General features: G+C 73.4%; 24 protein-coding genes and 1 tRNA gene. 11 read left to right on the top strand and 14 right to left on the bottom strand.

Annotated features, from left to right (window positions below; genetic code table 11):
* Positions 1-109: 109 nt before the first annotated feature.
* From ACI1MP_RS20625 to ACI1MP_RS20605, 5 genes are all read right to left on the bottom strand, one after another.
* Positions 110-931 carry an MBL fold metallo-hydrolase gene (locus ACI1MP_RS20625; RefSeq protein WP_380339336.1) on the bottom strand — a complete coding sequence of 274 codons (822 nt, stop codon included), beginning with the start codon at positions 929-931 and terminating at the stop codon, positions 110-112.
* On the bottom strand, positions 928-1,122 hold the full coding sequence (locus ACI1MP_RS20620) for a hypothetical protein (protein WP_404869216.1): 195 nt from the start codon (positions 1,120-1,122) through the stop codon (positions 928-930). The genes ACI1MP_RS20625 and ACI1MP_RS20620 overlap by 4 nt, the downstream gene beginning before the upstream one ends.
* Before the next feature lie 95 nt (positions 1,123-1,217).
* Positions 1,218-2,060: an NUDIX hydrolase gene (locus ACI1MP_RS20615; protein ID WP_404869215.1), complete on the bottom strand. Its 843-nt coding sequence runs from the start codon at positions 2,058-2,060 to the stop codon at positions 1,218-1,220.
* Positions 2,061-2,156: 96 nt separating this feature from the next.
* Entirely contained in the window at positions 2,157-2,621 is a 465-nt protein-coding gene (locus ACI1MP_RS20610; RefSeq protein WP_043915102.1) for a RidA family protein, read from the bottom strand.
* A 2-nt stretch (positions 2,622-2,623) separates the two neighbouring features.
* Entirely contained in the window at positions 2,624-2,779 is a 156-nt protein-coding gene (locus tag ACI1MP_RS20605; RefSeq protein WP_152645221.1) for a DUF4177 domain-containing protein, read from the bottom strand.
* A gap of 269 nt (positions 2,780-3,048) precedes the next feature.
* On the opposite strand from ACI1MP_RS20605, the gene ACI1MP_RS20600 reads away from it, so the two are divergent.
* Both ACI1MP_RS20600 and ACI1MP_RS20595 read left to right on the top strand, forming a co-directional pair.
* Positions 3,049-4,059: an ArsA-related P-loop ATPase gene (locus ACI1MP_RS20600; protein WP_043916545.1), complete on the top strand. Its 1,011-nt coding sequence runs from the start codon at positions 3,049-3,051 to the stop codon at positions 4,057-4,059.
* Positions 4,056-5,201 (top strand): ArsA family ATPase, encoded by a 1,146-nt coding sequence (locus tag ACI1MP_RS20595; protein WP_380339326.1) that lies wholly within the window; start codon positions 4,056-4,058, stop codon positions 5,199-5,201. Before ACI1MP_RS20600 ends, ACI1MP_RS20595 begins: the two co-directional genes overlap by 4 nt.
* A gap of 37 nt (positions 5,202-5,238) precedes the next feature.
* Here the strand turns inward: ACI1MP_RS20595 and ACI1MP_RS20590 are convergent, their stop codons facing one another.
* Positions 5,239-5,562: a WhiB family transcriptional regulator gene (locus ACI1MP_RS20590; RefSeq protein WP_035864045.1), complete on the bottom strand. Its 324-nt coding sequence runs from the start codon at positions 5,560-5,562 to the stop codon at positions 5,239-5,241.
* A 400-nt stretch (positions 5,563-5,962) separates the two neighbouring features.
* Between ACI1MP_RS20590 and ACI1MP_RS20585 the strand changes: the two genes are divergently transcribed.
* The gene (locus tag ACI1MP_RS20585) at positions 5,963-8,224 is read left to right on the top strand and encodes a transglycosylase domain-containing protein (protein ID WP_380339322.1); all 2,262 of its coding nucleotides are present in this window, start codon (positions 5,963-5,965) and stop codon (positions 8,222-8,224) included.
* Between the two features lie 117 nt (positions 8,225-8,341).
* Here the strand turns inward: ACI1MP_RS20585 and ACI1MP_RS20580 are convergent, their stop codons facing one another.
* Positions 8,342-8,797 carry a GatB/YqeY domain-containing protein gene (locus tag ACI1MP_RS20580; protein ID WP_380339319.1) on the bottom strand — a complete coding sequence of 152 codons (456 nt, stop codon included), beginning with the start codon at positions 8,795-8,797 and terminating at the stop codon, positions 8,342-8,344.
* Between the two features lie 131 nt (positions 8,798-8,928).
* On the opposite strand from ACI1MP_RS20580, the gene ACI1MP_RS20575 reads away from it, so the two are divergent.
* The 4 genes from ACI1MP_RS20575 to ACI1MP_RS20560 all read left to right on the top strand — a co-directional run bounded on the left by ACI1MP_RS20575 (position 8,929) and on the right by ACI1MP_RS20560 (position 12,708).
* On the top strand, positions 8,929-9,873 hold the full coding sequence (locus ACI1MP_RS20575) for a metallophosphoesterase (RefSeq protein ID WP_404869214.1): 945 nt from the start codon (positions 8,929-8,931) through the stop codon (positions 9,871-9,873).
* An 88-nt stretch (positions 9,874-9,961) separates the two neighbouring features.
* Positions 9,962-10,035 (top strand) — tRNA-Pro (locus ACI1MP_RS20570).
* Between the two features lie 184 nt (positions 10,036-10,219).
* Complete coding sequence (locus tag ACI1MP_RS20565) at positions 10,220-11,572, top strand: dipeptidase (RefSeq protein WP_380339269.1); 1,353 nt, start codon at positions 10,220-10,222, stop codon at positions 11,570-11,572.
* A 20-nt stretch (positions 11,573-11,592) separates the two neighbouring features.
* Positions 11,593-12,708, top strand: coding sequence for an aminopeptidase P family protein (locus ACI1MP_RS20560; RefSeq protein WP_363472303.1), 1,116 nt, complete (start codon positions 11,593-11,595; stop codon positions 12,706-12,708).
* A 40-nt stretch (positions 12,709-12,748) separates the two neighbouring features.
* On the opposite strand, the gene ACI1MP_RS20555 is transcribed toward ACI1MP_RS20560, so the two are convergent.
* On the bottom strand, positions 12,749-13,621 hold the full coding sequence (locus ACI1MP_RS20555) for a LysR family transcriptional regulator (protein WP_380339266.1): 873 nt from the start codon (positions 13,619-13,621) through the stop codon (positions 12,749-12,751).
* Positions 13,622-13,714: 93 nt separating this feature from the next.
* Between ACI1MP_RS20555 and ACI1MP_RS20550 the strand changes: the two genes are divergently transcribed.
* Positions 13,715-14,086, top strand: coding sequence for a YybH family protein (locus ACI1MP_RS20550; protein ID WP_404869213.1), 372 nt, complete (start codon positions 13,715-13,717; stop codon positions 14,084-14,086).
* Positions 14,087-14,101: 15 nt separating this feature from the next.
* On the opposite strand, the gene ACI1MP_RS20545 is transcribed toward ACI1MP_RS20550, so the two are convergent.
* Positions 14,102-14,629, bottom strand: a complete 528-nt coding sequence (locus tag ACI1MP_RS20545) for a GNAT family N-acetyltransferase (protein ID WP_380339260.1) — start codon at positions 14,627-14,629, stop codon at positions 14,102-14,104.
* Positions 14,630-14,695: 66 nt separating this feature from the next.
* Here ACI1MP_RS20545 and ACI1MP_RS20540 point away from each other — a divergent pair, with 66 nt between their 5' ends.
* Positions 14,696-15,472: an SURF1 family protein gene (locus ACI1MP_RS20540; RefSeq protein ID WP_189273215.1), complete on the top strand. Its 777-nt coding sequence runs from the start codon at positions 14,696-14,698 to the stop codon at positions 15,470-15,472.
* 23 nt (positions 15,473-15,495) lie between these two features.
* Here the strand turns inward: ACI1MP_RS20540 and ACI1MP_RS20535 are convergent, their stop codons facing one another.
* A complete protein-coding gene (locus ACI1MP_RS20535; protein WP_404869212.1) occupies positions 15,496-16,083 on the bottom strand; it encodes a hypothetical protein in 588 nt (195 codons plus the stop codon).
* Between the two features lie 33 nt (positions 16,084-16,116).
* A complete protein-coding gene (locus ACI1MP_RS20530; protein WP_380339253.1) occupies positions 16,117-17,940 on the bottom strand; it encodes a prolyl oligopeptidase family serine peptidase in 1,824 nt (607 codons plus the stop codon).
* 141 nt (positions 17,941-18,081) lie between these two features.
* Here ACI1MP_RS20530 and ACI1MP_RS20525 point away from each other — a divergent pair, with 141 nt between their 5' ends.
* Positions 18,082-18,669 (top strand): hypothetical protein, encoded by a 588-nt coding sequence (locus ACI1MP_RS20525; protein ID WP_404869211.1) that lies wholly within the window; start codon positions 18,082-18,084, stop codon positions 18,667-18,669.
* Positions 18,670-18,678: 9 nt separating this feature from the next.
* On the opposite strand, the gene ACI1MP_RS20520 is transcribed toward ACI1MP_RS20525, so the two are convergent.
* A complete protein-coding gene (locus ACI1MP_RS20520; RefSeq protein ID WP_404869210.1) occupies positions 18,679-19,491 on the bottom strand; it encodes a helix-turn-helix transcriptional regulator in 813 nt (270 codons plus the stop codon).
* Between the two features lie 138 nt (positions 19,492-19,629).
* Here ACI1MP_RS20520 and ACI1MP_RS20515 point away from each other — a divergent pair, with 138 nt between their 5' ends.
* Entirely contained in the window at positions 19,630-20,388 is a 759-nt protein-coding gene (locus ACI1MP_RS20515) for an SDR family oxidoreductase (RefSeq protein ID WP_404869209.1), read from the top strand.
* Positions 20,389-20,395: 7 nt separating this feature from the next.
* Here the strand turns inward: ACI1MP_RS20515 and ACI1MP_RS20510 are convergent, their stop codons facing one another.
* Together ACI1MP_RS20510 and ACI1MP_RS20505 are read right to left on the bottom strand one after the other, a co-directional pair.
* Positions 20,396-21,445 carry a hypothetical protein gene (locus ACI1MP_RS20510; RefSeq protein WP_404869208.1) on the bottom strand — a complete coding sequence of 350 codons (1,050 nt, stop codon included), beginning with the start codon at positions 21,443-21,445 and terminating at the stop codon, positions 20,396-20,398.
* Positions 21,438-21,965: a SigE family RNA polymerase sigma factor gene (locus ACI1MP_RS20505; RefSeq protein WP_404870811.1), complete on the bottom strand. Its 528-nt coding sequence runs from the start codon at positions 21,963-21,965 to the stop codon at positions 21,438-21,440. Before ACI1MP_RS20505 ends, ACI1MP_RS20510 begins: the two co-directional genes overlap by 8 nt.
* Positions 21,966-22,163: the final 198 nt, after the last annotated feature.

Raw genomic sequence — 22,163 nt, 5'->3', positions numbered from 1 at the left:
GTTGCGATCTTGCGGACGGGCGCCTTCCGCTTCGCGCAGTTCCGCCCCCTCGGCTTCGCCTGGGGGTACCCCCAGCGCCCCTGGTTGTGCGTCTACTGGCCCCGCACTCCTAGATGAGCCCGTGCTCCTCCAGGTACTTGAGCTGCGCCCGCACCGAGAGCTCCGCCGCAGGCCACAGCGCGCGGTCCACGTCCGCGTAGACCCGGGCGACCACCTCGGCCGCCGTGCGGCAGCCGGCCTCGACGGCGGTCTCGACCTGGGCGAGGCGGCCGGCCCGGTGGGCGAGGTAGTAGTCGACGGCGCCGAGGGCGTCCGCGAGGACCGGGCCGTGGCCGGGCAGTACGGTGCGGACCCCGTGCTCCGCGGCCATCGCGTGCAGGCGGCGCAGCGAGGCGAGGTAGTCGCCGAGGCGGCCGTCGGGGTGGGCGACCATGGTGGTGCCGCGGCCGAGGACGGTGTCGCCGGTGAGGATCGCGCCGTCGGCGGGCAGGTGGAAGGTCAGCGAGTCGGAGGTGTGCCCGGGGGTGGCGACCACCCGCAGGTCGAGGCCGCCGATCTCCAGGCGCTGGCCGCCGTGCAGGCCCTCTTCGCCGAGTCGCAGCGCCGGGTCGAGGGCGCGTACCGCGGTGCCGGTGAGTTCGGCGAACCTGGCGGCGCCTTCGGCGTGGTCGGCGTGGCCGTGGGTGAGCAGGGTGAGGGCGATGCGTTTGCCCTGTTGTTCGGCGGTGCTGACGACCCGTCGCAGGTGGGTCTCGTCGAGCGGGCCGGGGTCGATCACCACGGCCAGGTCGGAGCCGGGTTCGGACAGCAGCCAGGTGTTGGTGCCGTCCAGCGTCATCGGGGACGGGTTGGGTGCGAGCACGCACTGCGCGCGCGGGGTGGCGGCCCCGCCGACGTGGTCGGCGGGGTCGCCCGGAAGCAGACCGCTCACGCGGCGTCCGCCTCGGCCCGGCCGAGTCGTCGCAGCGGCAGCGGCCGCAGCAGCGCCCGGGAGGGCAGCTCGCGGACCAGCAGGCGGGCGGTGGCGGCCTCGGGCGCCGGTGTGTCGCAGGCGGCGGCGCGGGGGGTGACGGTGCGGGCGGGCATGGCCGAGGTCCGGCGAGCCACGTCGTTGTGAGTCATCGGAGGTCTCCTTCCGGGGTGTACGCGGGCGGTGCTGTCGCAGCGGAAAAGCACTGGTCGGCGCGGCGACTGCCGAGCTTTCCGGGGGAAGGTTCTCACGCCGGGAACACGCCGTCGACAGTCAGTTCGTCATACCCGGGCCAGCGCACCGTCATACGGTCCCCGGCCAGCTCGGCCCGCCCCAGCACGGGGGTGATGTCGCGGTCCGCGGCGGCGGTCAGCGCCTCGGCGGCGTCGCGCATCGGCGTCAGCTCGCGCAGCACCGTGACGGTCGGCGGCATCATCCCGAAACGGCCTTCGTGGAAGCCGGTCACCGCGTCGGCGGGCGTCATCCAGGCGACCCGGTCGGCCTCGCCGACGGTGTCCGCGGCGGCCTGTCCGGTCGGCAGGGCGGCGACGAAGAACCAGGTGTCGAAGCGGCGTTCCTCGAACTCGGGGGTGACCCAGCGCGCCCAGGCGGCCAGCAGGTCGCTGCGCAGCACGAGTCGGTGCCGGGTCAGGAACTCGGCCAGGGACAGCTCGTGCGACTCCAGCGCGGCCCGTTCGGCGGCCCAGTCGCCGGGTTCGACCAGCGTCCGGGCGTCGGGGCCGGCCAGCAGCACGCCGGCCTCCTCGAAGGTCTCCCGGACGGCGGCGCAGACCACCGCGCAGGCGGTCGACTCGTCCACGCCCAGTCGCTCGGCCCACTCCGCGGTCGACGGGCCGGCCCACGGCGGGCGCACCTCGCGGTCGCGCGGGTCGACGCCGCCGCCCGGGTAGGCGTACATGCCGCCGGCGAAGGCCATCGTGGTGCGCCGGCGCAGCAGGTAGGCCTCCGGGCCCGGGGCGGCGTCGCGCAGCAGCACCACGGTGGCGGCGGCCCTGGGTGCGGCCGGGGTGAGTTCCCCGGCGGCCAGGGCGCGGATTCGGGCAGGCCAGGACGGCGGCATCTCGGGCATGTTCACGGATGTTAACCGCCGTCGCCCCGGGCCGACAGGCCCGAAATGCGAGGGGCCCGCCACCGCGGTGCGGCAGCGGGCCCCTCGACCGCACGGTCAGTCGCGGAAGCGGACCATCAGCTCGACCTCGACCGGCGCGTCCAGCGGCAGCACGGCCACGCCGACGGCGCTGCGGGCGTGCACGCCCTTGTCGCCGAAGACCTCGCCCAGCAGTTCGCTGGTGCCGTTGACGACGCCGGGCTGGCCGGTGAAGTCGGGGGCGGAGGCGACGAAGCCGACCACCTTGACGACCTGCTCGACCTTGTCCAGGTCGCCGATCACGGACTTGATCGCGGCCAGCGCGTTCAGCGCGCAGATCCGGGCCAGGTCCTTGGCCTCCTCGGCGGTGACCTCGGCGCCGACCTTGCCGGTCAGCTGGAGCTTGCCGCCGACCATCGGCAGCTGCCCGGAGGTCATCACGTAGTGGCCGGTGCGCAGCGCGGGGACGTACGCGGCGACCGGGGCCGCCACCTCGGGCAGGGTCAGCCCGAGCTCGGCGAGCTTCTGCTCTACCTGGCCCATGACTACTCCTTCTCGCGCTTCAGGTACGCCACCAGCTGCTCCGGGTTCGGCCCGGGAACGACCTGGACGAGCTCCCAGCCGTCCTGGCCCCAGGTGTCGAGGATCTGCTTGGTCGCGTGCACGAGCAGCGGCACGGTTGCGTATTCCCACTTGGTCATGGGGTGACTCTAGCCGCCCCGGCCGGTGTGAGGTGGGACACAAAGGGGCCGTCAATCGTCGGGGTGGCCGGGATGCTCCCGTCATCCGGAGCGCTCGCTCGTTACCCTCGCGGTGAGGGATGCCCGTTGGGCCCCCCTCGGCAGAAGCAGGCAGCGACGGACGGAGAGCGGGCGTGGCGGGCAGCAGCGGTACGGCGGGGCCGACCGGGCAGGCGTCGCCGCGGGATCCGGACCGGTCGCCACGGGAGCCGGACTGGGAGGGCGTCAGGCTGCACGTGGTCAGCGGCAAGGGCGGCACCGGCAAGACCACGCTGGCCGCCGCGCTGGCGCTGGCGCTGGCCGCCGACGGCGGCCGCACCCTGCTGATCGAGGTGGAGGGCCGGCAGGGCATCGCCGAGCTGTTCCAGATCGCCGCGCTGCCGTACGAGGAGCGCCGGGTGGCCACCGTGACGCCGGCCCAGCTGGGGCTGCCCGGCAAGGGCCACGGCGAGGTGCACGCGCTGGCCATCGACACCGAGCAGGCGCTGCTGGAGTACCTGGAGATGTTCTACAAGCTGGGCCGGGCGGGGAAGGCCCTGCAGAAGGTCGGCTTCGTGGACTTCGCCACCACCATCGCCCCGGGCGTGCGCGACGTGCTGCTCACCGGCAAGGCCTGCGAGGCGGCCCGCCGCAAGGGCCCGGACGGCCGGCGGGCGTACGACGCGGTGGTGATGGACGCCCCGCCGACCGGTCGGCTGACCCGCTTCCTGAACGTCAACTCCGAGGTGGCCGGCCTGGCCAGGTTCGGCCCGATCCACAGCCAGGCGCAGGCCGTGATGCGGGTGCTGCGCTCCCCGGAGACGGCGGTGCACTTCACCACGCTGCTGGAGGAGATGCCGGTGCAGGAGACGGTGGACGGGATCGCCGACCTGCGCGAGGCCGGGCTGCCGGTCGGCGGCGTGCTGGTGAACATGGTGCGCCCGCCGATACTGGACGCGGCGGCGGTCGAGGCCGCCCACGGCGACCACCGCGAGGAGGTCGCGCTGGCCCTCGGCGAGGCCGGCCTCGGCGGGCGCTCGCGCAAGCCGGAGACGGTGCGGGCCGCCGTGGAGCCGCTGCTCGACCCGCTGCTGGAGCAGGCCCGGGAGCACGCCGAACGGGTCGAGCTGGAACGCACCCAGCGCATCGACCTGCAACAACTACGGCTCCCCAGTTACGAGTTGCCCCTGCTCGGCGAGGGCGTGGACCTGGGCGGCCTGTACCGGCTGGCGGGCGAACTGAAGCGGCAGGGAGCGGCATGACCGGGCTGGACATCGACACCCTGATCGACGACCCGGCGACCCGGATCGTGGTCTGCTGCGGCTCCGGCGGCGTCGGCAAGACCACCACCGCCGCGGCGATCGGCCTGCGCGCCGCCGAACGCGGCCGCCGCGTCGTGGTGCTGACCATCGACCCGGCCCGCCGGCTCGCCCAGTCGATGGGGCTTACCGAGCTCGACAACACCCCGCGGATCGTCAAGGGCACCCGGGGGGACGGCGAGCTCCAGGCGATGATGCTGGACATGAAGCGGACCTTCGACGAGGTCGTGCTCGCCCACGCCGAACCCGACCGCGCCCGGGCCATCCTGGAGAACCCGTTCTACCAGTCGCTGTCGGCCGGTTTCGCGGGCACCCAGGAGTACATGGCGATGGAGAAGCTCGGCCAGCTCCGCGCCGAGGACCGCTGGGACCTGATCGTCGTCGACACCCCGCCGTCCCGCTCCGCGCTGGACTTCCTGGACGCCCCCAGCCGCCTCGGGTCGTTCCTGGACGGCAAGGTGATCCGGCTGCTCACCGCCCCCGCCAAGGTCGGCGGCCGGTCCGCGATGAAGTTCCTGAACGTCGGCATGGGGCTGATCACCGGCACCCTCGGCAAGATCTTCGGGGCCCAACTGCTCACCGACATCCAGACGTTCGTCTCCGCGACGGACTCGATGTTCGGCGGCTTCCGGGAACGCGCCGACCGCACCTACCAGCTGCTGAAGGACGACGGCACCGCGTTCCTGGTGGTCGCCGCGCCCGAACGGGACGCGCTGCGCGAGGCCGCGTACTTCGTCGACCGGCTCGCCGCCGACGCCATGCCGCTGGCCGGCCTGGTGCTCAACCGGGTGCACGCCACCGGCGCCCCGCAGCTCACCTCCGAGCGCGCGCTGGCCGCCGCCGAGGCCCTGGAGGAGAACGGCACCGCCACCTCGACCGTCGAGGCCGAGACCCTGGCCGCCGGACTGCTGCGCCTGCACGCCGAACGGATGCAGGTCATGGCTCGGGAACGGCGCACCCGCGACCGCTTCGCGTCGGTCTACCCGGATGTGCCGATCGTCGAGGTGCCCGCACTGCCCGGGGACGTCCACGACCTGGACGGACTGCGGGCCATCGGCCACCGCCTCGGCTCCCCCGCCGAGTGAGCCGAAGGCCCGCCGCACCGCTCTTCGTGACGAACCGTCAGCCCGCCTGGGCGTAGTCCCGCAGGACCACCCCGGTGGCCAGCGACTCCTCGTACTCGGTGCGCGCGGTCTCCAGCAGCCTGCGCCAGGACCCCACGGTCGGACGCCGCCGCAGCAGCGCCCGACGCTCGCGCTCCGTCATTCCGCCCCACACGCCGAACTCGACACGGTTGTCGAGTGCGTCCGCGAGGCACTCGGTGCGCACCGGACACCCGCTGCACACCGCCTTGGCGCGGTTCTGCGCCGCCCCCTGCACGAACAGTTCATCCGGATCGCTCGTGCGGCACGCGGCCTGCGCGCTCCAGTCGTCCACCCAGCCCATCCCGGCGCCGTCCTCTCCCGATTCGGGGCTCCCCCACGGCGGCAACGGCATATTCACCGTTGCCAGTTGAGGACGTTACGGAAGAACGACACAACGCAACAGCCCCTGTCGGCCCAATCTCGAATGACCCGATCGGACTATGGGTGTCCGACAGCTCACTCGTTGGAGTGATTGCAGGTCGCGGGCCTTGCCGGGGCGGAATGGTACGTTTTCGTCACGGTGTGCAACAGCGGCCCGCCGTGCAGCTGCCGGAATTCGGTACAGAATCCCCCGAATCGGACAAAGCTCATCACTCACAAGAGTGATGGTGATGAACGGAGCGAAGCTGTCGCAGTCTTGTGACAAGCGTAGGCGAACACCTGCCCCCCTGTACGGGATTCCGCAACGTAGGGTTCTCCCCATGGCAGCTACGCGATCCACGGGTACCGCTCTGGACAAGGCAGGTCTCGGCGTCAAGTTCCTGGGCAGCGCCGTGCTGGCCGGCATCCTGGTCGCCGGAATGGCGCTGCCGGCCGTCGGAGCGTTCGGCCTGACCGCCAAGGACACCGCCGAGTCGTTCGACAACATCCCGGACGACTTCAAGACGCCCACCCTGTCGCAGGCGTCGATGATCTACGACGCCAAGGGCGGCCTGATCGCCAAGGTGTACGACCGCGACCGCACCATCCTCACCGCCGAGCAGATGGCTCCGGTGATGCGCCAGGCCCAGGTCGACATCGAGGACGCCCGCTTCTACGAGCACGGCGCCGTCGACCTCAAGGGCGTGCTGCGCGCGGCCACCAAGAACGCCGAGTCCGGCACCACCGCCCAGGGCGCCTCCACGCTCACCCAGCAGTACGTGAAGAACGTCTTCGTCGAGCAGGCCGGCGACGACCAGCAGGCCTTCCTGGAAGCCACCAAGAAGAGCATGGGTCGCAAGATCCAGGAGCTGAAGTACGCCATCAAGCTGGAGGAGGACCTGAGCAAGGATCAGATCCTCACCAACTACCTGAACATCACGTTCTACGGCCACCAGGCGTACGGCATCGAAGCCGCCTCCAACCGCTACTTCAGCAAGAGCGCCAAGGACCTCACCATCCCCGAGGCCGCGATGCTGGCCGGCCTGGTGCAGAACCCCTCGGCGTACGACCCGATCACCCACCCGCAGGCCGCGCAGACCCGCCGCAACACGGTGATCAACAAGCTGCTGGAGTACAAGCACATCTCGCCGGACGACGCGAAGGCCGCGATCGCCGCCCCGCTCGGCATCAAGTACTCCGAGCCGCAGAACGGCTGCATCACCGCGCAGAACGGCATGGGCTACTTCTGCGACTACGTGCGCCACGTGATCAAGCAGGACCCGGTGTTCGGCAAGACCGCCGCCGAGCGGCAGAAGGTCTGGACGCAGGGCGGCCTGCGGATCAACACCACGATCGACCCGGACAAGCAGCACGACATGTACAACGCGGTCACCAAGAAGGTCTACGTGACCGACAAGGTGTCCGCCGCCGGCACCATGGTCAAGCCCGGCACCGGCGAGATCCTCGCGATGGCGCAGACCCGCCCGTACGGCCTGGACGAGTCCAAGAAGCAGACCGTCCTCAACCTGAACGTCGGCTCGTCCATGGGCGGCGGCAGCGGCTTCTCCCCCGGCTCGACCTTCAAGCCGATCCTGGCCGCGGCCGCCCTGGAGAACGGGGTGCCGATCACCCAGGAGCTCTCCTCGCCGCCGAAGATGGACTACCCCAAGGTCTCCACCTGCGAGGGCACCTGGGTCAACAACACCAAGCCCATCGCCACCGTGTCGAACGAGTCCGACAAGGAGATCGGGCCGTACAGCATGCAGGTCGCCATGCAGAAGTCGGTCAACACCTACTTCGTGCAGCTGGAGCAGCAGACCGGCCTGTGCCCGATGAAGCAGATGGCCGACAAGCTCGGCGTCGGCACCCTGGCCAACGGCAAGAAGCTGGAGGAGGTCCCCTCCATGGTGCTCGGCACCCAGGAGGTCAGCCCGCTCCAGATGGCCTCGGTCTACGCGGCCTTCGCCGCCCGCGGCACCTACTGCACCCCAATCGCGCTGACCTCCGTGGTCACCAGCGACAACAAGAAGCTCGACGTGCCGAAGGCCAACTGCGGCCCGGCGATGTCCGAGAGCACCGCGGACGGCGTCAACACCCTGCTGCTCGGCGTGACCGAGAAGGGCACCGGCTCCTCCCTCGGCCTCGACGACGGCCGCCAGATCGCCGGCAAGACCGGTACCACCGACTACCGGTACGCCGCCTGGTTCACCGGCTACACCCCCGACCTCGCCACCTCGGTCTGGCTCGGCGGCGTCGGCGGCAACGTGTCGATGAAGGACATCACCATCGGCGGCAAGTACTTCAGCTCCGTCTACGGCGCCGACGGCCCCGGCCCGATCTGGCAGATGGCCATGAACGACGCACTGGACGGCACCTCCAAGAGCACCTTCCAGGTCGTCAACATCGCCCCGCCGACCACCACCACCCCGCCGGCCACCGACAACCCCGGCGACCCCTCCGGTGACAACGCCGGCGGCGGCAACGGCGGTGGGAACAACGGCGGCGGCAACGGCGGCGGGAACCCCGGCTGGCCGACCGGCGGGACCGGAGGCTTCACCTTCCCGCCCACCGGCGGCAACTCCGGCAAGCCCGGCCACCGCTGACCGACGCCACTCGTACAGCTGAAGCCGCCCGCCCGGAGATCCTCTCCGGGCGGGCGGCTTCAGCTGTATCCGCTTGTTCTGCCTGTGTCGGTGCGTCTCCGGGCGGGGCGACCGGCGTCAGCCGGCCAGGGCGGCCTTCACCGCGGCGGCCACCCGGCCGCCCTCCGCCTTGCCCTCGACCTTCGGACGCACCAGCTTCATCACGGCGCCCATGCCCTGCGGGCCGCTCGCCCCGGACTCCGCCACCGCGGCGGCCACGATCGCGGCCAGCTCCTCGTCCGTCAGCTGCTTCGGCAGGTACGCGTCCAGCAGCTCGCCCTCTGCCCGCTCGCGCGCCGCCTGCTCCGTACGACCGGCACCCTCGAACGCCTCCGCGGCCTCCCGCCGCTTCTTCGCCTCCTTGCCGATCACCTGAAGCACCTCGGCGTCGGACAGCTCGCGCTTCTGCTTGCCCGCCACCTCGGCGCTCGTCACCGAGGCCAGCGTCAACCGAAGGGTGGACGAGCGCAGCTCGTCCCGTGCCTTGATGGCAGCCGTCAGGTCCTCGTGCAGCTGCTCCTTGAGCGTCGTCATGCCGCCGATTCTGACACCTGTCCCGCCCCGCCGCCGCACCTTTACCTGCCGGTTCGTGCTGACGGCCCGTCATCCTCCGCCGACCCCCGGGCGCTTGCCCGACTTTTCGAACAGTCTGCGACCATGGACCGATGCGACCGCTGTACTCCGTCCCGCTCGGTGTCGCCGCCACCGGCGCCGCCTGTCTCGTCTACGCCGCCGGGTACGAGGTCCGCTCGTTCCGCCTGCGCCGCGTGGAGGTTCCGATCCTGCCCGCCGGGGCGCGGCCGATCCGGATCCTCCAGGTGTCCGACATCCACATGGTCACCGGACAGACCAAGAAGCAGCGCTGGCTGCAGAGCCTCGCCGGGCTCCGCCCCGACCTGGTCGTCAACACCGGCGACAACCTCTCCGACCCGCTCGGCGTCCCCGCCACGCTGGACGCGCTCGGCCCGCTGATGGACTTCCCCGGCGTCTACGTCTTCGGCTCCAACGACTACTACGGCCCCGCCCGAAAGTCGCCCACCCGCTACCTCAAGGCCCTGCGCAGCGGCGTCCACGGCCTCAACAACCCCGACGGCAGCGGCCGCCGCGGCATCAGCGGCGCCGTCCACAACCCCTGGCAGAAACTCCGCGACGGCTTCGACCGGGCCGGCTGGCTCGACCTCAACAACGCCCGCGGCCGCCTCACCGTCGCCGGCCTCGACATCGAGTTCACCGGCCTCGACGACCCGCACATCCGCCTCGACGACTACGCCGCGGTGGCCGGCGGCCCCTCCCCCGACGCCGACCTCTCCCTCGCCGTCGTCCACGCCCCCTACCTGCGCACCCTCGACGCCTTCACCGCCGACGGCTACCCCTTGATCCTGGCCGGCCACACCCACGGCGGCCAGCTCTGCATCCCCTTCTACGGCGCCCTCGTCACCAACTGCGACCTCGACACCGACCGCGTCAAGGGCCTCTCCACCCACACCGCCGCTGGCCACCGCTCCCACCTCCACGTCTCCGCCGGCTGCGGCACCAACCGCTACACCCCCATCCGCTTCGCCTGCCCCCCCGAAGCCACCCTCCTCACCCTCACCCCCGCCCCTCGCTGACCAGCCCCTAAACCGGATTTCGTGTCTGGCCCCACCTCCTGTAGAGTTCTACTCGTTGCACCGGAGACGGAAAGCAACAAAGCAGGACCGGGGTATAGCGCAGCTTGGTAGCGCGCTTCGTTCGGGACGAAGAGGCCGTGGGTTCAAATCCCGCTACCCCGACTTCGTAACACCAGCTCAGGGCCGGTGACTCGTAAGAGTCACCGGCCCTGACTGCGTTTTGGGCGTTCTCGGGAGAACTTCGGGAGCGTGGCCGTCGTCGGGGTTCGCCGGTGTCGTCGGGCCGTCCGTTCGTCGGGCGGGGCATGATCGGTGGGTCGGGTCGGGTGTGGCGAAGGGGACGGGTGTGGTGGACGACGGGTTGGCCGGGCGGGTGGCCGGGTTGATGGGGCGGGCCTGGGGGGACTTGGCGGAGTTGGTGGCGATTCCGTCGGTGGCGGATCCGCGGCAGCAGCCGGTGGAGCGGTGTCGGGAGGCTGCGGAGTGGGTGGCTGCGGCGTTCGCGGAGGTGGGGCTGCGGGACGTGCGGTTGGTGGAGACGCCGGACGGGAGCTTCGCGGTGCTGGGGCACCGTCCGCCGCCGCCGGGGGCTCCGACGGTGTTGCTGTACTGCCACTACGACGTGCAGCCGCCGTTGGACGACGCGGCGTGGGTGTCGCCCCCGTTCGAGCTGACGGAGCGGGAGGGGAGGTGGTTCGGGCGGGGTGCGGCGGACTGCAAGGGCAATGTGGTGATGCACCTGACGGCGTTGCGGGCGTTGGGGGACGACTTGCCGGTGGGGGTGAAGCTGGTGGTCGAGGGCTCGGAGGAGCAGGGGACGGGCGGTCTGGAGGCGTATCTGGCGGAGCATCCGGACGAGTTGCACGCCGATGCGCTGCTGATCTGCGACACCGGCAACGCGGCGGTGGGAGTGCCGACGGCCACCGTCTCGTTGCGCGGGATGGCGAACGTGGTGGTGACGGTACGGACGCTGGAGTCGGATCTGCATTCGGGGATGTTCGGCGGCCCGGCCCCGGACGCCCTCGCGGCGTTGATCCGGATCCTGGACTCGCTGCGCGATGTGCACGGCGGGACGCGGATCGAGGGTCTCCCGGCGGACGGCAGCTGGGAGGGCGTGGGGTACGACGAGCAGCAGTTCAGGTCGGACGCCGGGGTGTTGGACGGCGTCGGGCTGACGGGGTCGGGGACGGTCGCGGACCGGCTGTGGGCCCGTCCGGCGGTGACGGTGCTGGGCATCGACTGTGCGCCGGTGGTGGGTTCGGCGTCGGCGGTGCCGGCGGAGGCCCGGGCGCGGGTGAGTCTGCGGGTGCCGCCGGGGATGGATCCGGAGGCGGCGCAGCGGGCGTTGACGGCGCATCTGGTGGCGGCCGCGCCGTGGGGTGCGCGGGTGGAGGTGGAGCCGGAGGCGAAGGGTTCGCCGTTCCGGGCGGCGACGGACGGGAAGGCGTACGCGGCGTTGGACCTGGCGGCGCGGGAGGCGTACGGCCGGCCGCTGTCGTTCCTCGGGCAGGGCGGTTCGATTCCGCTGTGCAGCGCTCTTGCCGCGCAGTACCCGGAGTCGGAGATCATCCTGATGGGTGTGGAGGAGCCCCGTTCGCTGATCCACGCGCCCAATGAGAGCGTCGACCCGGGCGAGATCGAGCACATGGCCCTGGTCGAGGCGCTGTTCCTGCGTCACTACGCGGCCGCCGGCCGCTGACCCCGAGGGAGGGGATCCTGATGCCCGAGCCGTTCACCACGGCCGATTTCCAGGCCCGGATGGCCCGTGCCGCGACGGCCGCCGCCGATGCGGGACTGGCCGGACTGGTCGTCACGCCCGGTCCCGATCTGACGTATCTGACGGGCTATCTCCCGGTGGGCACCGAGCGGCTGACCGCGCTGGTGGTCGCGCCGGGCGCCGAGCCGGTGCTGCTGGTGCCGAAGCTGGAGCGCCCGGACGCGGAGCGCGCGGCGGGTGCGGAGGCGGTCCGGATGGCCGATTGGATCGACGGCCAGGACCCGTACGCGGTGCTGGCGCCGAATCTGGACCCGGCTGGCCGGTACGGGATCTCCGACAACGCCTGGGCGATGCACCTGCTGGGCTTCCAGGAGACGCTACCGGGCACCTCGTACGCCTCGTTGACGTCGGTGCTGCCGATGCTGCGGGCGGTGAAGGAGCCGGACGAGCTGGCCCGGTTGGCGGCGGCGGGCGCGGCGGCGGACCTGACGTACGGGGCGATCCTGGGCGTGCCGTTCGCGGGCCGCACCGAGCGGGAGGTGGCCGCGGACCTGGCGGCGCTGCTGATCGAGCACGGGCACAGCCAGGTGGACTTCACGGTGGTGGGTTCCGGTCCGAACGGGGCGAACCCGCACCACGAGGCCGGGGACCGGGTGATCCAGCGCGGTGACACGGTGGTGCTGGACTTCGGCGGGCTGAAGGACGGCTACGGCTCGGACACCACCCGCACGGTGTTCGTCGGCATCGAGCCGCCCAAGGAGGTGCAGGAGGTGCACGACCTGGTGCGGCGGGCCCAGCAGGCCGCGTTCGACGCGGTGGCGCCGGGGGTGACGTGCCAGGAGATCGACCGGGTGGCCCGGGCGGTGATCACCGAGGGCGGGTACGGCGAGTACTTCATCCACCGCACCGGCCACGGCATCGGCCTGACCACGCACGAGCCGCCGTACATGATCGAGGGCGAGACCCGGCCGCTGGTGCCGGGGATGTGCTTCTCCATCGAGCCGGGCGTCTACCTGCCGGGCCGGTTCGGCGTCCGGATCGAGGACATCGTGACGGTGACGGAGGACGGCGGCCTGCGGTTCAACGGGACGCCGCACGAGCTGGCGTTCGTGAACTGACCGACCCCCGCCGGGCGTTCAACGGCCTGGAGCCGGGCGTTCAGCCGCTGAACGCCCGGCGCAGTTCGGTGAGCAGCGCGCGCAGCGCGGGGGCGGGGCCGGGGCGGGAGACCAGGGCGAGCAGGCCCGGGGTGGTGAGGTCGGTGACGGCGACCGGCACCAGGGCGGGGAAGGCCTCGGCCATGGAGCGGCTGAGCACGGCGACGCCGAGGCCGCGGGCGGCGAGGTCGGCGATCGCGGAGGCGGCGGAGGCCTGCAGGGCGATCCGCGGGGCGAGTCCGGCGGCGGCGCAGTCGCGGTCGAGGACGGTGCGGACGCCGGTGCCGGGCGGCAGGCAGATCAGCGGGTGGGCGAGCAGTTCGGCGAGGGTGACGGCGGGCCGGGCGAGCGGGTGGCCGGGCGGGACGGCGGCGACCAGGGGTTCGCGGATCAGGGTGTGCGCGTCCAGGCCGTCGGGGGCGGTGCCGGCGCAGCCGATCAGTGCGAGGTCGAGGGCGCCGGTGCGGACGGCGTCGGCGAGGTGGTCGGAGTCGTCCTCCAGCAGGGCGAGTTCGACGCCGGGATGGGCGCGGTGGAAGGCGGCCAGGCCGTCGAAGAGCGGGGTGAGGGTGCAGCCGGCCACCATGCCGACGGTGAGGCTGCCGCGGATCAGGTCGCTGACCTCGCCGACCGCCTGGCCGACGGCGCGGGCGGCGGCCACCGCCTGCCGGGCGTGTTCGAGGGCGGCCTTGCCGGCCACGGTGAGGGTGACGGTGCGGGTCGAGCGGTCGAAGAGTTCGGCGCCGAGTTCGCGTTCCAGCTGCCGGATCTGGGCGCTGACCCCGGACTGGCTGATGTGCACCCGCTCGGCGGCGCGGGTGAAGTTGCGCTCCTCGGCGACGGCAAGGAAGTACTCCAGCTGCCTGAGTTCCATAACCACAGATTCTAGTTCTGAACAGAACAAGCTGTTGGACTTCTGGTAGGGCCCACGGAAAGCTGGAGGCACGACGACGATGAGGAGGCCGTGATGAGCGAGTACGAGAAGGCGATGCGCCCGGAGGACCTGACCCGGCTGTTCGTGGAGCGCTCCAACGCGGGCGACGCCGCCGGGGTCGCCGCGCTGTACGAGGAGCACGCCGTGGTGGCGTACCCGCCGGGGCAGCTCACGGTCGGCCGGGAGGCGATCCGGGCGCTGTGGGAGCGGGTGCTGACGAACCGTCCGCGGTTCACCCCGGAGCCGCCGCTGCCGACGCTGGCCGCGGACGGCATCGCGCTGACCGCCACGCCGCCGAAGGACGGCGCCGGGGCCCGCGCCCAGGTGGTGCGGCAGCAGCCGGACGGCAGCTGGCTGCGGCTGCTGGACCAGCCCGAGTTCCTCCGGCCGGACAGCTCCGTCTGAGCAGGCAGCGGCCAGTCAGCCGATGAGCTGCTTGTAGTAGTAGGTGGTGTCGGCGAGGACCCCGTCCGGAGTGGCGGCATGGCCGGGGACGGTGCCGAAGGCCGTCCAGCCGGCGCCGCGGTAGAGGTGTTCGGCGGCGCTGCCGGTCTGGGTGTCGAGCAGCAGCAGGGTGGCGCCGGCGTCCCGGGCGGCCTGCTCTGCGGTGGTCAGCAGCCGCCGCCCCAGGCCCGCGCCGCGGGCGTCGCGGTGCACCAGCAGCTTGGAGACCTCGGCGCGGTGCGTGCCGTTCGGCCGGGTCTCGCGGACCAGGGCCACGGTGCCCAGCAGGCGGCCGTCGGGGCCGGACGCCGTCCACAGCAGTCGGCTGCCGTCGGCGACGGACGGGTGCAGGGTCCGCCACCAGGCGGCCGCCTCGTCGCGGCCGGTGCCGGCCAGGAAGCCGACCGAGGCGCCGTCGTCCACGGCGTCCAGCAGCAGGTCGGCGAGGGCCTCGGAGCGGGCGTGGAGATGGTCGGCGGCCAGCGGGGCGATGAGCACGGTCACCGCGCCACCCTACGACGGGCGCACCCGGCGGTCGGGGGCGATGTCAGGAATGGTTACCGTGGTGGGGTGTACCGGTTCCTGTTCAGCCCGCGTTGGCTTGTCGGCACGGTGGTCGCGGTGGCGGCGATCGGGGTCTGCCTGATGCTCGGCTCCTGGCAGTTGGGCCGGTTCGAGAGCCGGGTGTCGACGCACCAGGAGATCAACAAGGCGGTCTCCGCCGAGAGCCGGGCCCGCCCGCTTTCCGAGATCCTGCCGGACACCGCGGCGAAGGTCGGCACCGACACCCTGGGCCGGACGGTGAGCTTCACGGGCTCGTACGACGCCGCGCACCAGCTGCTGGTGCCGAACCGCACGGTGGACGGCCGCTCGGGCTACTACGTGCTCACGCCGCTGCGCACCGACGGCGGCCCGGCGGTGCCCGTGGTGCGCGGCTGGGTGGCGGGCTCCCCGGGGGCGGCGCCGGAGGTGCCGTCCGGGCAGGTCAGCGTCACCGGCCGGCTGCAGGCCCCGGAGAACAGCGGCAGCGGCGGCGCGGTGGCGGGCGGCCTGCCGGCCGGGCAGCTGGGCACGATCAGCCCGGCGACGCTGGTGAACGTGCTGCCGTACCCGGTGTACGACGGCTGGGTGGCGGCCGACGACGTCCCGGCGGGGCTGACGGCGGTGCCGACGGTGCAGCCGCAGGGCGGCGACGGGCTGAGCCTGCGGGCGTTCCAGAACCTGGGCTACACGTTGGAGTGGTTCGTCTTCGCCGGGTTCGTGGTCTTCATGTGGTTCCGGCTGGTGCGCCGCGAGGCCGAGGCCGCCCAGGACCGGGCCCTCGGACTGGACCCGGCCCTGGACTGACCTCCCACCGCTCTCCCGGAGCGTCAGCGCGTCCCGGACCGCGAGGCGGACGGCGTCGCCTTCGCCGACGGGAGGGCGGACGGCGAGGCCGCGGCGCTCCCGGACGGCGAGGCGCTCGGGCAGGGCGCCGGCGGGGCGGCGGCGCTCGGCGACGCCGCCCCGGCCGACGCCGAGGGCGAGCCGGTGACGGGGGTCGCGGCGGGCAGCCGGTTCGCCCCGGCGCAGCCGCCGGGGTCGAAGTCGCCGAAGCCCGAGCCCGGTGCGGGCGACGGGTTGCCGCACTCGTCGACGTAGTCGTCGCTGCGGGTGGAGCCCGGCCGGTGGTGGTAGTGGTGGTGGACCACTCGGGTGCCGCCGCCGCCCGTGTGGGGCGAGACGCCGGACCCGCCGGACCCGCTGGAGCCGCTCGACCCCTTGGAGCCGCTGGAGCCCTTGGAGCTGCGGCTGCCGCTCTTCCCCTTGGCGAGGACGTGCAGGTCGATGCCGGTGTCCGCGCGCGCGGGCGCGGCGGCCTCCACGCAGTCGTACTTCTGACTGTTCGTCGAGCAGCCGGCCGCGGTCAGCACGATCGCGCCGACCGCGGCGACGGCCAGCGCGGCGCGTCCACCCATCGGTTGTCCCCCCAGCCGACCGGGTCTACCGGGTCACCGGACGGTGCCGGGGGCCAGGTGTCGCCGGACGAAGTCGATCTCCAGACGAAGCTGCTTGATCCGCTCGTCGACGACCAGCGAACCGTGCCCGGCATCGTAGCGGTACACCTCGTGGACCTTGCCGAGCTCCGCCAGCCGCTGGACGTAGTTGTCGATCTGCCGGATCGGGCAGCGCGGGTCGTTGACGCCGGCGCTGATGTAGACCGGGGCCTTGACCTGCTCGACGTACGACAGCGGCGAGGAGGCGTGCCAGCGCTCGGGGACCTCCTCGGGGGTGCCGCCGAACAGCGTCCGGTCCAGCGACTTCAGTGCCTCCATCTCGTCCGCGTACGCGGTGAGGTAGTCGGCGACCGGGACAGCGGCCAGGCCGAGGGTCCACAGGTCGGGCTGGGTGCCGAGGCCGAGCAGGGTCAGGTAGCCGCCCCAGGAGCCGCCGGACAGCACCAGCCGGTCGGCGTCGGCCAGGCCGGAGGCGACCGCCCAGTCGCGGACCGCGGCGATGTCCTCCAGCTCGATCAGGCCGACGCGTTCGGTGAGCGCGTCGGTCCAGGCCTGGCCGTAGCCGGTGGAGCCGCGGTAGTTGACCCGGACCACCGCGAAGCCGTGGTCGAGCCAGGCGGCGGGGCCGGCCGCGAAGGAGTCGCTGTCGTGGTGGGTGGGGCCGCCGTGCACCTCGAACACCGTCGGGTACGGGCCTTCGCCGGTGGGGCGCTGCACCAGGGCGTGCACCCGGCCGCCGGGGCCGTCCACCCAGACGTCCTCGACCGGGACCGAGGCCGGCGGCACCGGGCCGGGCGCGCGCAGCACCACGGTGCCGGCGGTGGAGCGCACCGCGGACGGCTCGGCGGCCGAGGACCACAGGAACTCGACCGTGCCGTCGGGGCGGGCGGTGGCCCCGGCGACGGTGCCGCGCGGGGTGTCCAGCCGGGTCAGCTCGCCGGTCTCCAACTGGTACGAGAACAGTTCGGAGCGGGCCTCGTACTCGTGCTCGATCAGCAGCGAGCGGGCGTCGGGCCGCCACTGCGCGGACAGGTCGCCGGGGAACGGGCGGCCCTGCTCGTCGCGGAGGGCCAGTTCGGTCTCGGTGCCGGTGGCGACGTCCCACAGCATCGGCTCCCAGCGGCCGGTGCGCTGGTGGGCGACCAGCAGCCGGGTGTCGCCGGCGGCGGGCGCGAAGCCGAGGCAGGACACGCCGCGCGGCTCGGCGCGGCCGGTGACCTCGTCGAGCTGGGCGACGGTGGCGCCGTCGGACAGCCGCAGCACCCGGATCGCCCCGTGCATGGCGTCGCCGTGCTCGGTGTGGTCGACGGCCAGCAGGGAGCTGTCGTGGGACAGGTCGCCGACGCCGCCGTACTCGGCGTGGTGGTAGACCACCTCGGGCTCGGTGGCGCCGGGGCGGCGCAGGTACAGGGTGGTGCCCTCGTCGTCGGTGGAGGTGCCGACCACCACGGTGCCGTCGCGGCCGAACGCCAGGCCCGCCTCGTAGGCGGCGGGGACGCCGGGCACGGCCTCCTGGTCGGGGCCGCCGGCGAACGGCTGGCGGCGCCAGACGCCGAACTCGTCGCCGTCGGTGTCGTCGAACCACCAGATCCACTCGCCGTCCGGGCTGAGCTCGGCGTCGGTGGTGCCATTGGGGCGGTCGGTGACCCGGCGGTGCTCGTCGGTGGCGCGGTCCCACGCGTACACCTCGTAGGTGCCGGTCGCGTTGGACACGTACAGCGCCCGCTCCGGTGCCTCGTCCGCCCAGTCGGGCAGCGAGACCCGCGCTGCCCGGAACCGCTGCTCCCACGCCGGAACGACATTCGTCTGCTCGTTCATACCCTCATCCAACCCGATTCCGGGCGGTGAACGGAACGGTGGCGACGAACGATGAGGACACGGAACGGCTGCGGTGCGGCGACCGACGGACGATCAGCGGAAGAGGTACAAATACGACATACCGACCGGAGGAGTTGTGCCATGCCCGCGTCCGCGCCGCCGTTCGACCGGCTCGACCGGCTCGACCTGCCCGTCCTCGCCCAGCACCTCGGCCTGGTCGAGGAGATCGAGCAGTACCTGGCCGGGCTCCCCGCCCCCGAGCGGCTGCCGCTGCTCCCGCTGCCCGCGCAGCCCGCGGTGGAGCCCGACCTGGACGGCGGGCCGTACGGCTCCGCCCGACAGGCCTGGAACTTCGGGTACCCGCTGCCGCGCCGCACCCTGCTGGACCGGCTGGTCCGCCGCCCCGCCCGCCCGGTGGCGATCACCGTCGCCGGGCACCTGCGGCTGACCTCCCGCTACCTCGCCGAGGCCGGCTGGATCCAGGGCGCGATGTGGGACGCGGCCGGCCGGGTCTGCCTGCTCGGCGCGCAGACCGCCGTCCTCGCGCACGGCTACGGCACCGCGTACACGGTGCGCCGGGCCCGCACCCAGGTCATGGAGGTGCTGCACGCCACCGGCCGACCGGCCGCCTCGCCCGACCTGTGGAACGACCGCCCGGGCCGCCGGCAGGCCGAGGTGCACGCCCTGCTGCTGCGCGCCGAGGCCCGCGCCGAGTCGCTCGGCATCTGACGCTCCGGCTCAGAGCCGGGCGGCGTCCGCCAGCAGCGCCAGCCGCTCGGCGGTGGGCGAGCCGGGCTCCGCGGTGTAGACGACCAGCTGCAGCCCGCTCTCGCCGGGCGGGGTGAGCGTCTCGTAGCCGACGTCCAGCTCGCCCACCCGCGGGTGCAGCAGCAGCTTGCGGCCGCTGGTCTTCTCCCGGACGCCGTGCCGCGCCCACAGCTCGGCGAACAGCGGGTCGGCGGCGAGGTCGGCGAGCAGCGCCGCCAGCTCCGGGTCGTCCGGGTGCCGGGCGGCGTCCACCCGCAGGAACGCCGCGGTCTCGGCGGCGACCCGCTCGAACTCGGGGTAGAGCCGGCGCCCGGCCGCCGACAGGAACGCGTGCCGGGCCACGTTGCACTGCCCGGGAGGCATCGCGGAGAACCCCATCACGGCGTCGCCCGGCGCGTTCCAGGCCACCACGTCCAGGCACCGGCCGAGCACGAACGCGGGCGCGTCCAGCGCGTCCAGCACCAGCCGCAGACCGCCCCGCAGCTGCCGCGGGCTGCGCCGGGCGGCCTCGCGCGGCGGCCGGGCCAGGTCGTGCAGGTGCTGCCGCTCGGTCCGGTCCAGGCGCAGCACCCGGGCCACCGCGTCCAGCACCTCCGCCGAGACGCCGTCGCCGCGGCCCTGTTCGAGCCGCACGTAGTAGTCGACGCTCACCCCGGCGAGCTGCGCGACCTCCTCGCGGCGCAGCCCCGGCACCCGGCGCCGCCGACCGAACTCCGGCAGTCCGACGTCGGACGGCCGGATCCGGGCCCGGCGCAGGCGCAGGAACTCCCCCACTTCGCTCATGCCCTGACGATACGTCGGGCGGCCGGACCCGAAGGTGGTTCTCGCAGACCCAGGAAAAGCCCGCCCCTGGGTCGGCGGACGGCGGGCGCCGAGACTCGTGGACGTCACCGCAGCAGACCCGACAGGAGCGTGGATCCCATGGCACACCCGACCCCGAACGGCCGGACCGCCGTCGTCACCGGCGCGGCCAGCGGCATCGGCGAGGCCGTCGCCCGGCAGCTCGTCGCGGACGGCGCCCGGGTGGCGCTGCTCGCCCGCCGCAAGGACCGCCTGGAGCGGCTGGCCGCCGAACTCGGCCCGAACGCGCTGGCGGTGCCCGCCGACGTCACCGACCCGGCCTCGGTGGACGCCGCCCGGCAGCAGGTGCACACCGCCCTCGGCCGGGTGGACCTGGTGGTGAACGCGGCCGGCGTGATGCTGCCCAACCCGGTGGACGACGGCCGGATCGACGAGTGGACCCGCATGATCGACACCAACCTGACGGGCGTGCTGCACGTCGTCCGCGCCTTCGGCCCGGACCTGGTGGCCACCGCGGCCGCCGGGGCCACCGCCGACCTGCTGAACGTCTCCTCGATCGGCGCCCACGTGGTGTTCCCGAACTACGCGGTGTACGGCGCCACCAAGGCCGCCGTCACCCAGCTGTCGGCGGCGCTGCGCTCCGAGTACGGCCCGCGCGACGTGCGGGTCACCACCGTCGAGCCCGGGCTGACCGACACCGAGCTGGGCAGCCACATCGACAACCCCGCGCTCGGCCCGGACGGCCAGCTCGGCGCGATGTTCGACGCGATCGGCGCGCTCTCCCCCGCCGACGTCGCCGACCTGGTCGGGTACGTCGTCGGCCGCCCGCGGCACGTCAACCTGCGCCACGTGGTGGTGCTGCCGACCCGTCAGGCCTGACCGCCGCTCAGGGGGTGGCGCTCGGCGACGGGGTCGGGCCGCTGCCGGTGGCGGGGGCCGGTTCGGGGGCGGTGTGGTAGACCGTGCCGCCGCAGCCGGCGGGGAGGACGGTGGTGGCGACGGGCCCGGCGTTCGGGTCGAGGGCGTAGCCGAGCGCGAAGGTGGCGGCCGCCGGGGGGACGGCGGGGGTGGGCTCGGCGGTGGGGCTGGAGTCGGCGACCGCGGCGATCGCGGGGGCGCTGCCGGCCGGGCCGTCGACGGCGGCGGCGGCGGGAAGTTCGGCGGTGCCGACGGCGGGCGGCAGGCCGGTGGCGGTGGGGGACGGCGAGGGGGTGGCGCAGTGGGTGGGCACCCAGGCGAACCGGACCAGGAAGGAGGCTCCGGGCCCGAGCAGCAGCTCGTGCGGCAGCCCGGCCGGGTCGGGCAGCCCGCCGGCCTGGTCGCCGACGGTGTGGGCGGTCAGGCGGACGCCGACGGCGCCGGAGCCGAGTTGGAGGGTGCCCGGGTCGGTGGCCCGGCACGGGTGGCCGGCGATGTTGGTGAGCCGGAACGAGCCGTAGATCCGGCCGTCGGCCGGGGCGGCGTCGCCCTGCTGGGCCTGGGCCCGGCCGAGGTCGGCGCGGGTGCACTGCGGCACGGCGGCGGGCGAGGCGCCCGGGCTGCTGTCGGCGCTCGGGCCGACGGAGGCCTCGGGGCCGGTGCCGTCGCGCCCGGCGACGGTCGCGGTGGCGGCGCTGTGCGGGACGCCCGGGGCGGCCGCGGAGTTGCCCGGGCCGACCGCGTGGCCGTCGGGCGCGGCCTGACCGCCGGTGGGGTCGCCGGACAGGTGGAACGGCTGGGCGGCGTGCACCACGGGCAGCACGGCGACGGCGGCGGCCAGCACCGCCGCGCCGCCCAGGGCGCGCCGCCGGGCGGCCCGGCGGCGGGGCACCGCGGTGCGCAGCCGGGGCAGCGCCCCGGGTTCGGGCTGGACGTCGGCGACGGCGCGGTGCAGCAGGTCGCGGAGCTGATCCTCGGTCAGTTCGCCGAGCGGGTGGGGTCGGTGCTGGTCAGTCATCGTCGGTCCCCAGCCGCACCCGCAGGGCGGCCAGTCCGCGCGACCCGTAGGCCTTGACCGAGCCGATGGAGATGCCGAGCACCTCCGCGACCTGTGCCTCCGTCAGATCGGCGTAGTAGCGCAGCACCAGCACCTCCCGCTGACGGCGTTGCAACCCCCGTAGCGCGGCCTTCAGTGCATCGCGCTCCAGCGCATCGTATGCCCCCTCTTCTGCACTGGCCATGTCAGGCATCGGCTTGGGCAGCAGGCGCAGGCCGAGCAGCCGGCGGCGCAGCGTGGAGCGGGACAGGTTGACCACGGTCTGCCGCAGGTACGCCAGGGTCTTCTCGGGGTCACGGACCCGACGCCGGGCGGCGTGCACCCGGATGAACGCCTCCTGCACGACGTCCTCGCAGGAGGACATGTCGTCCAGCAGCAGTGCGGCGAGCCGCAGCAGGGAACGGTAGTGGGCCCGGTAGGTGTCGGTGAGCTGGTCGACGCTGGCCCCGGTCGCGTCCGCTGCCGCCGCAGCAAAGCCCATCCGACTACCGGCCCGCCGGGCCGCCCCGGGCAGGGTGATCGCCACCGCCGCCCCTGTCACGTTCATCACGCTGGTTGGACACCCGATCCCCTGTCCTGGTTGCCCCACGTCGGGGGAGTTCTTCCGCAGAGCGGGAATCCCCTCCGGAGCACGTCGCTCCGAAGGGGGATTCTGGCAGACCCGGCGGACGATCAGGGT

Origin of the sequence: Kitasatospora griseola (assembly GCF_044999035.1) — a bacterium.
Lineage (GTDB): Bacteria > Actinomycetota > Actinomycetes > Streptomycetales > Streptomycetaceae > Kitasatospora > Kitasatospora griseola.
Note: the sequence above shows the minus strand (reverse complement) of the source record. Positions and strands in the feature narration are given on the sequence as shown.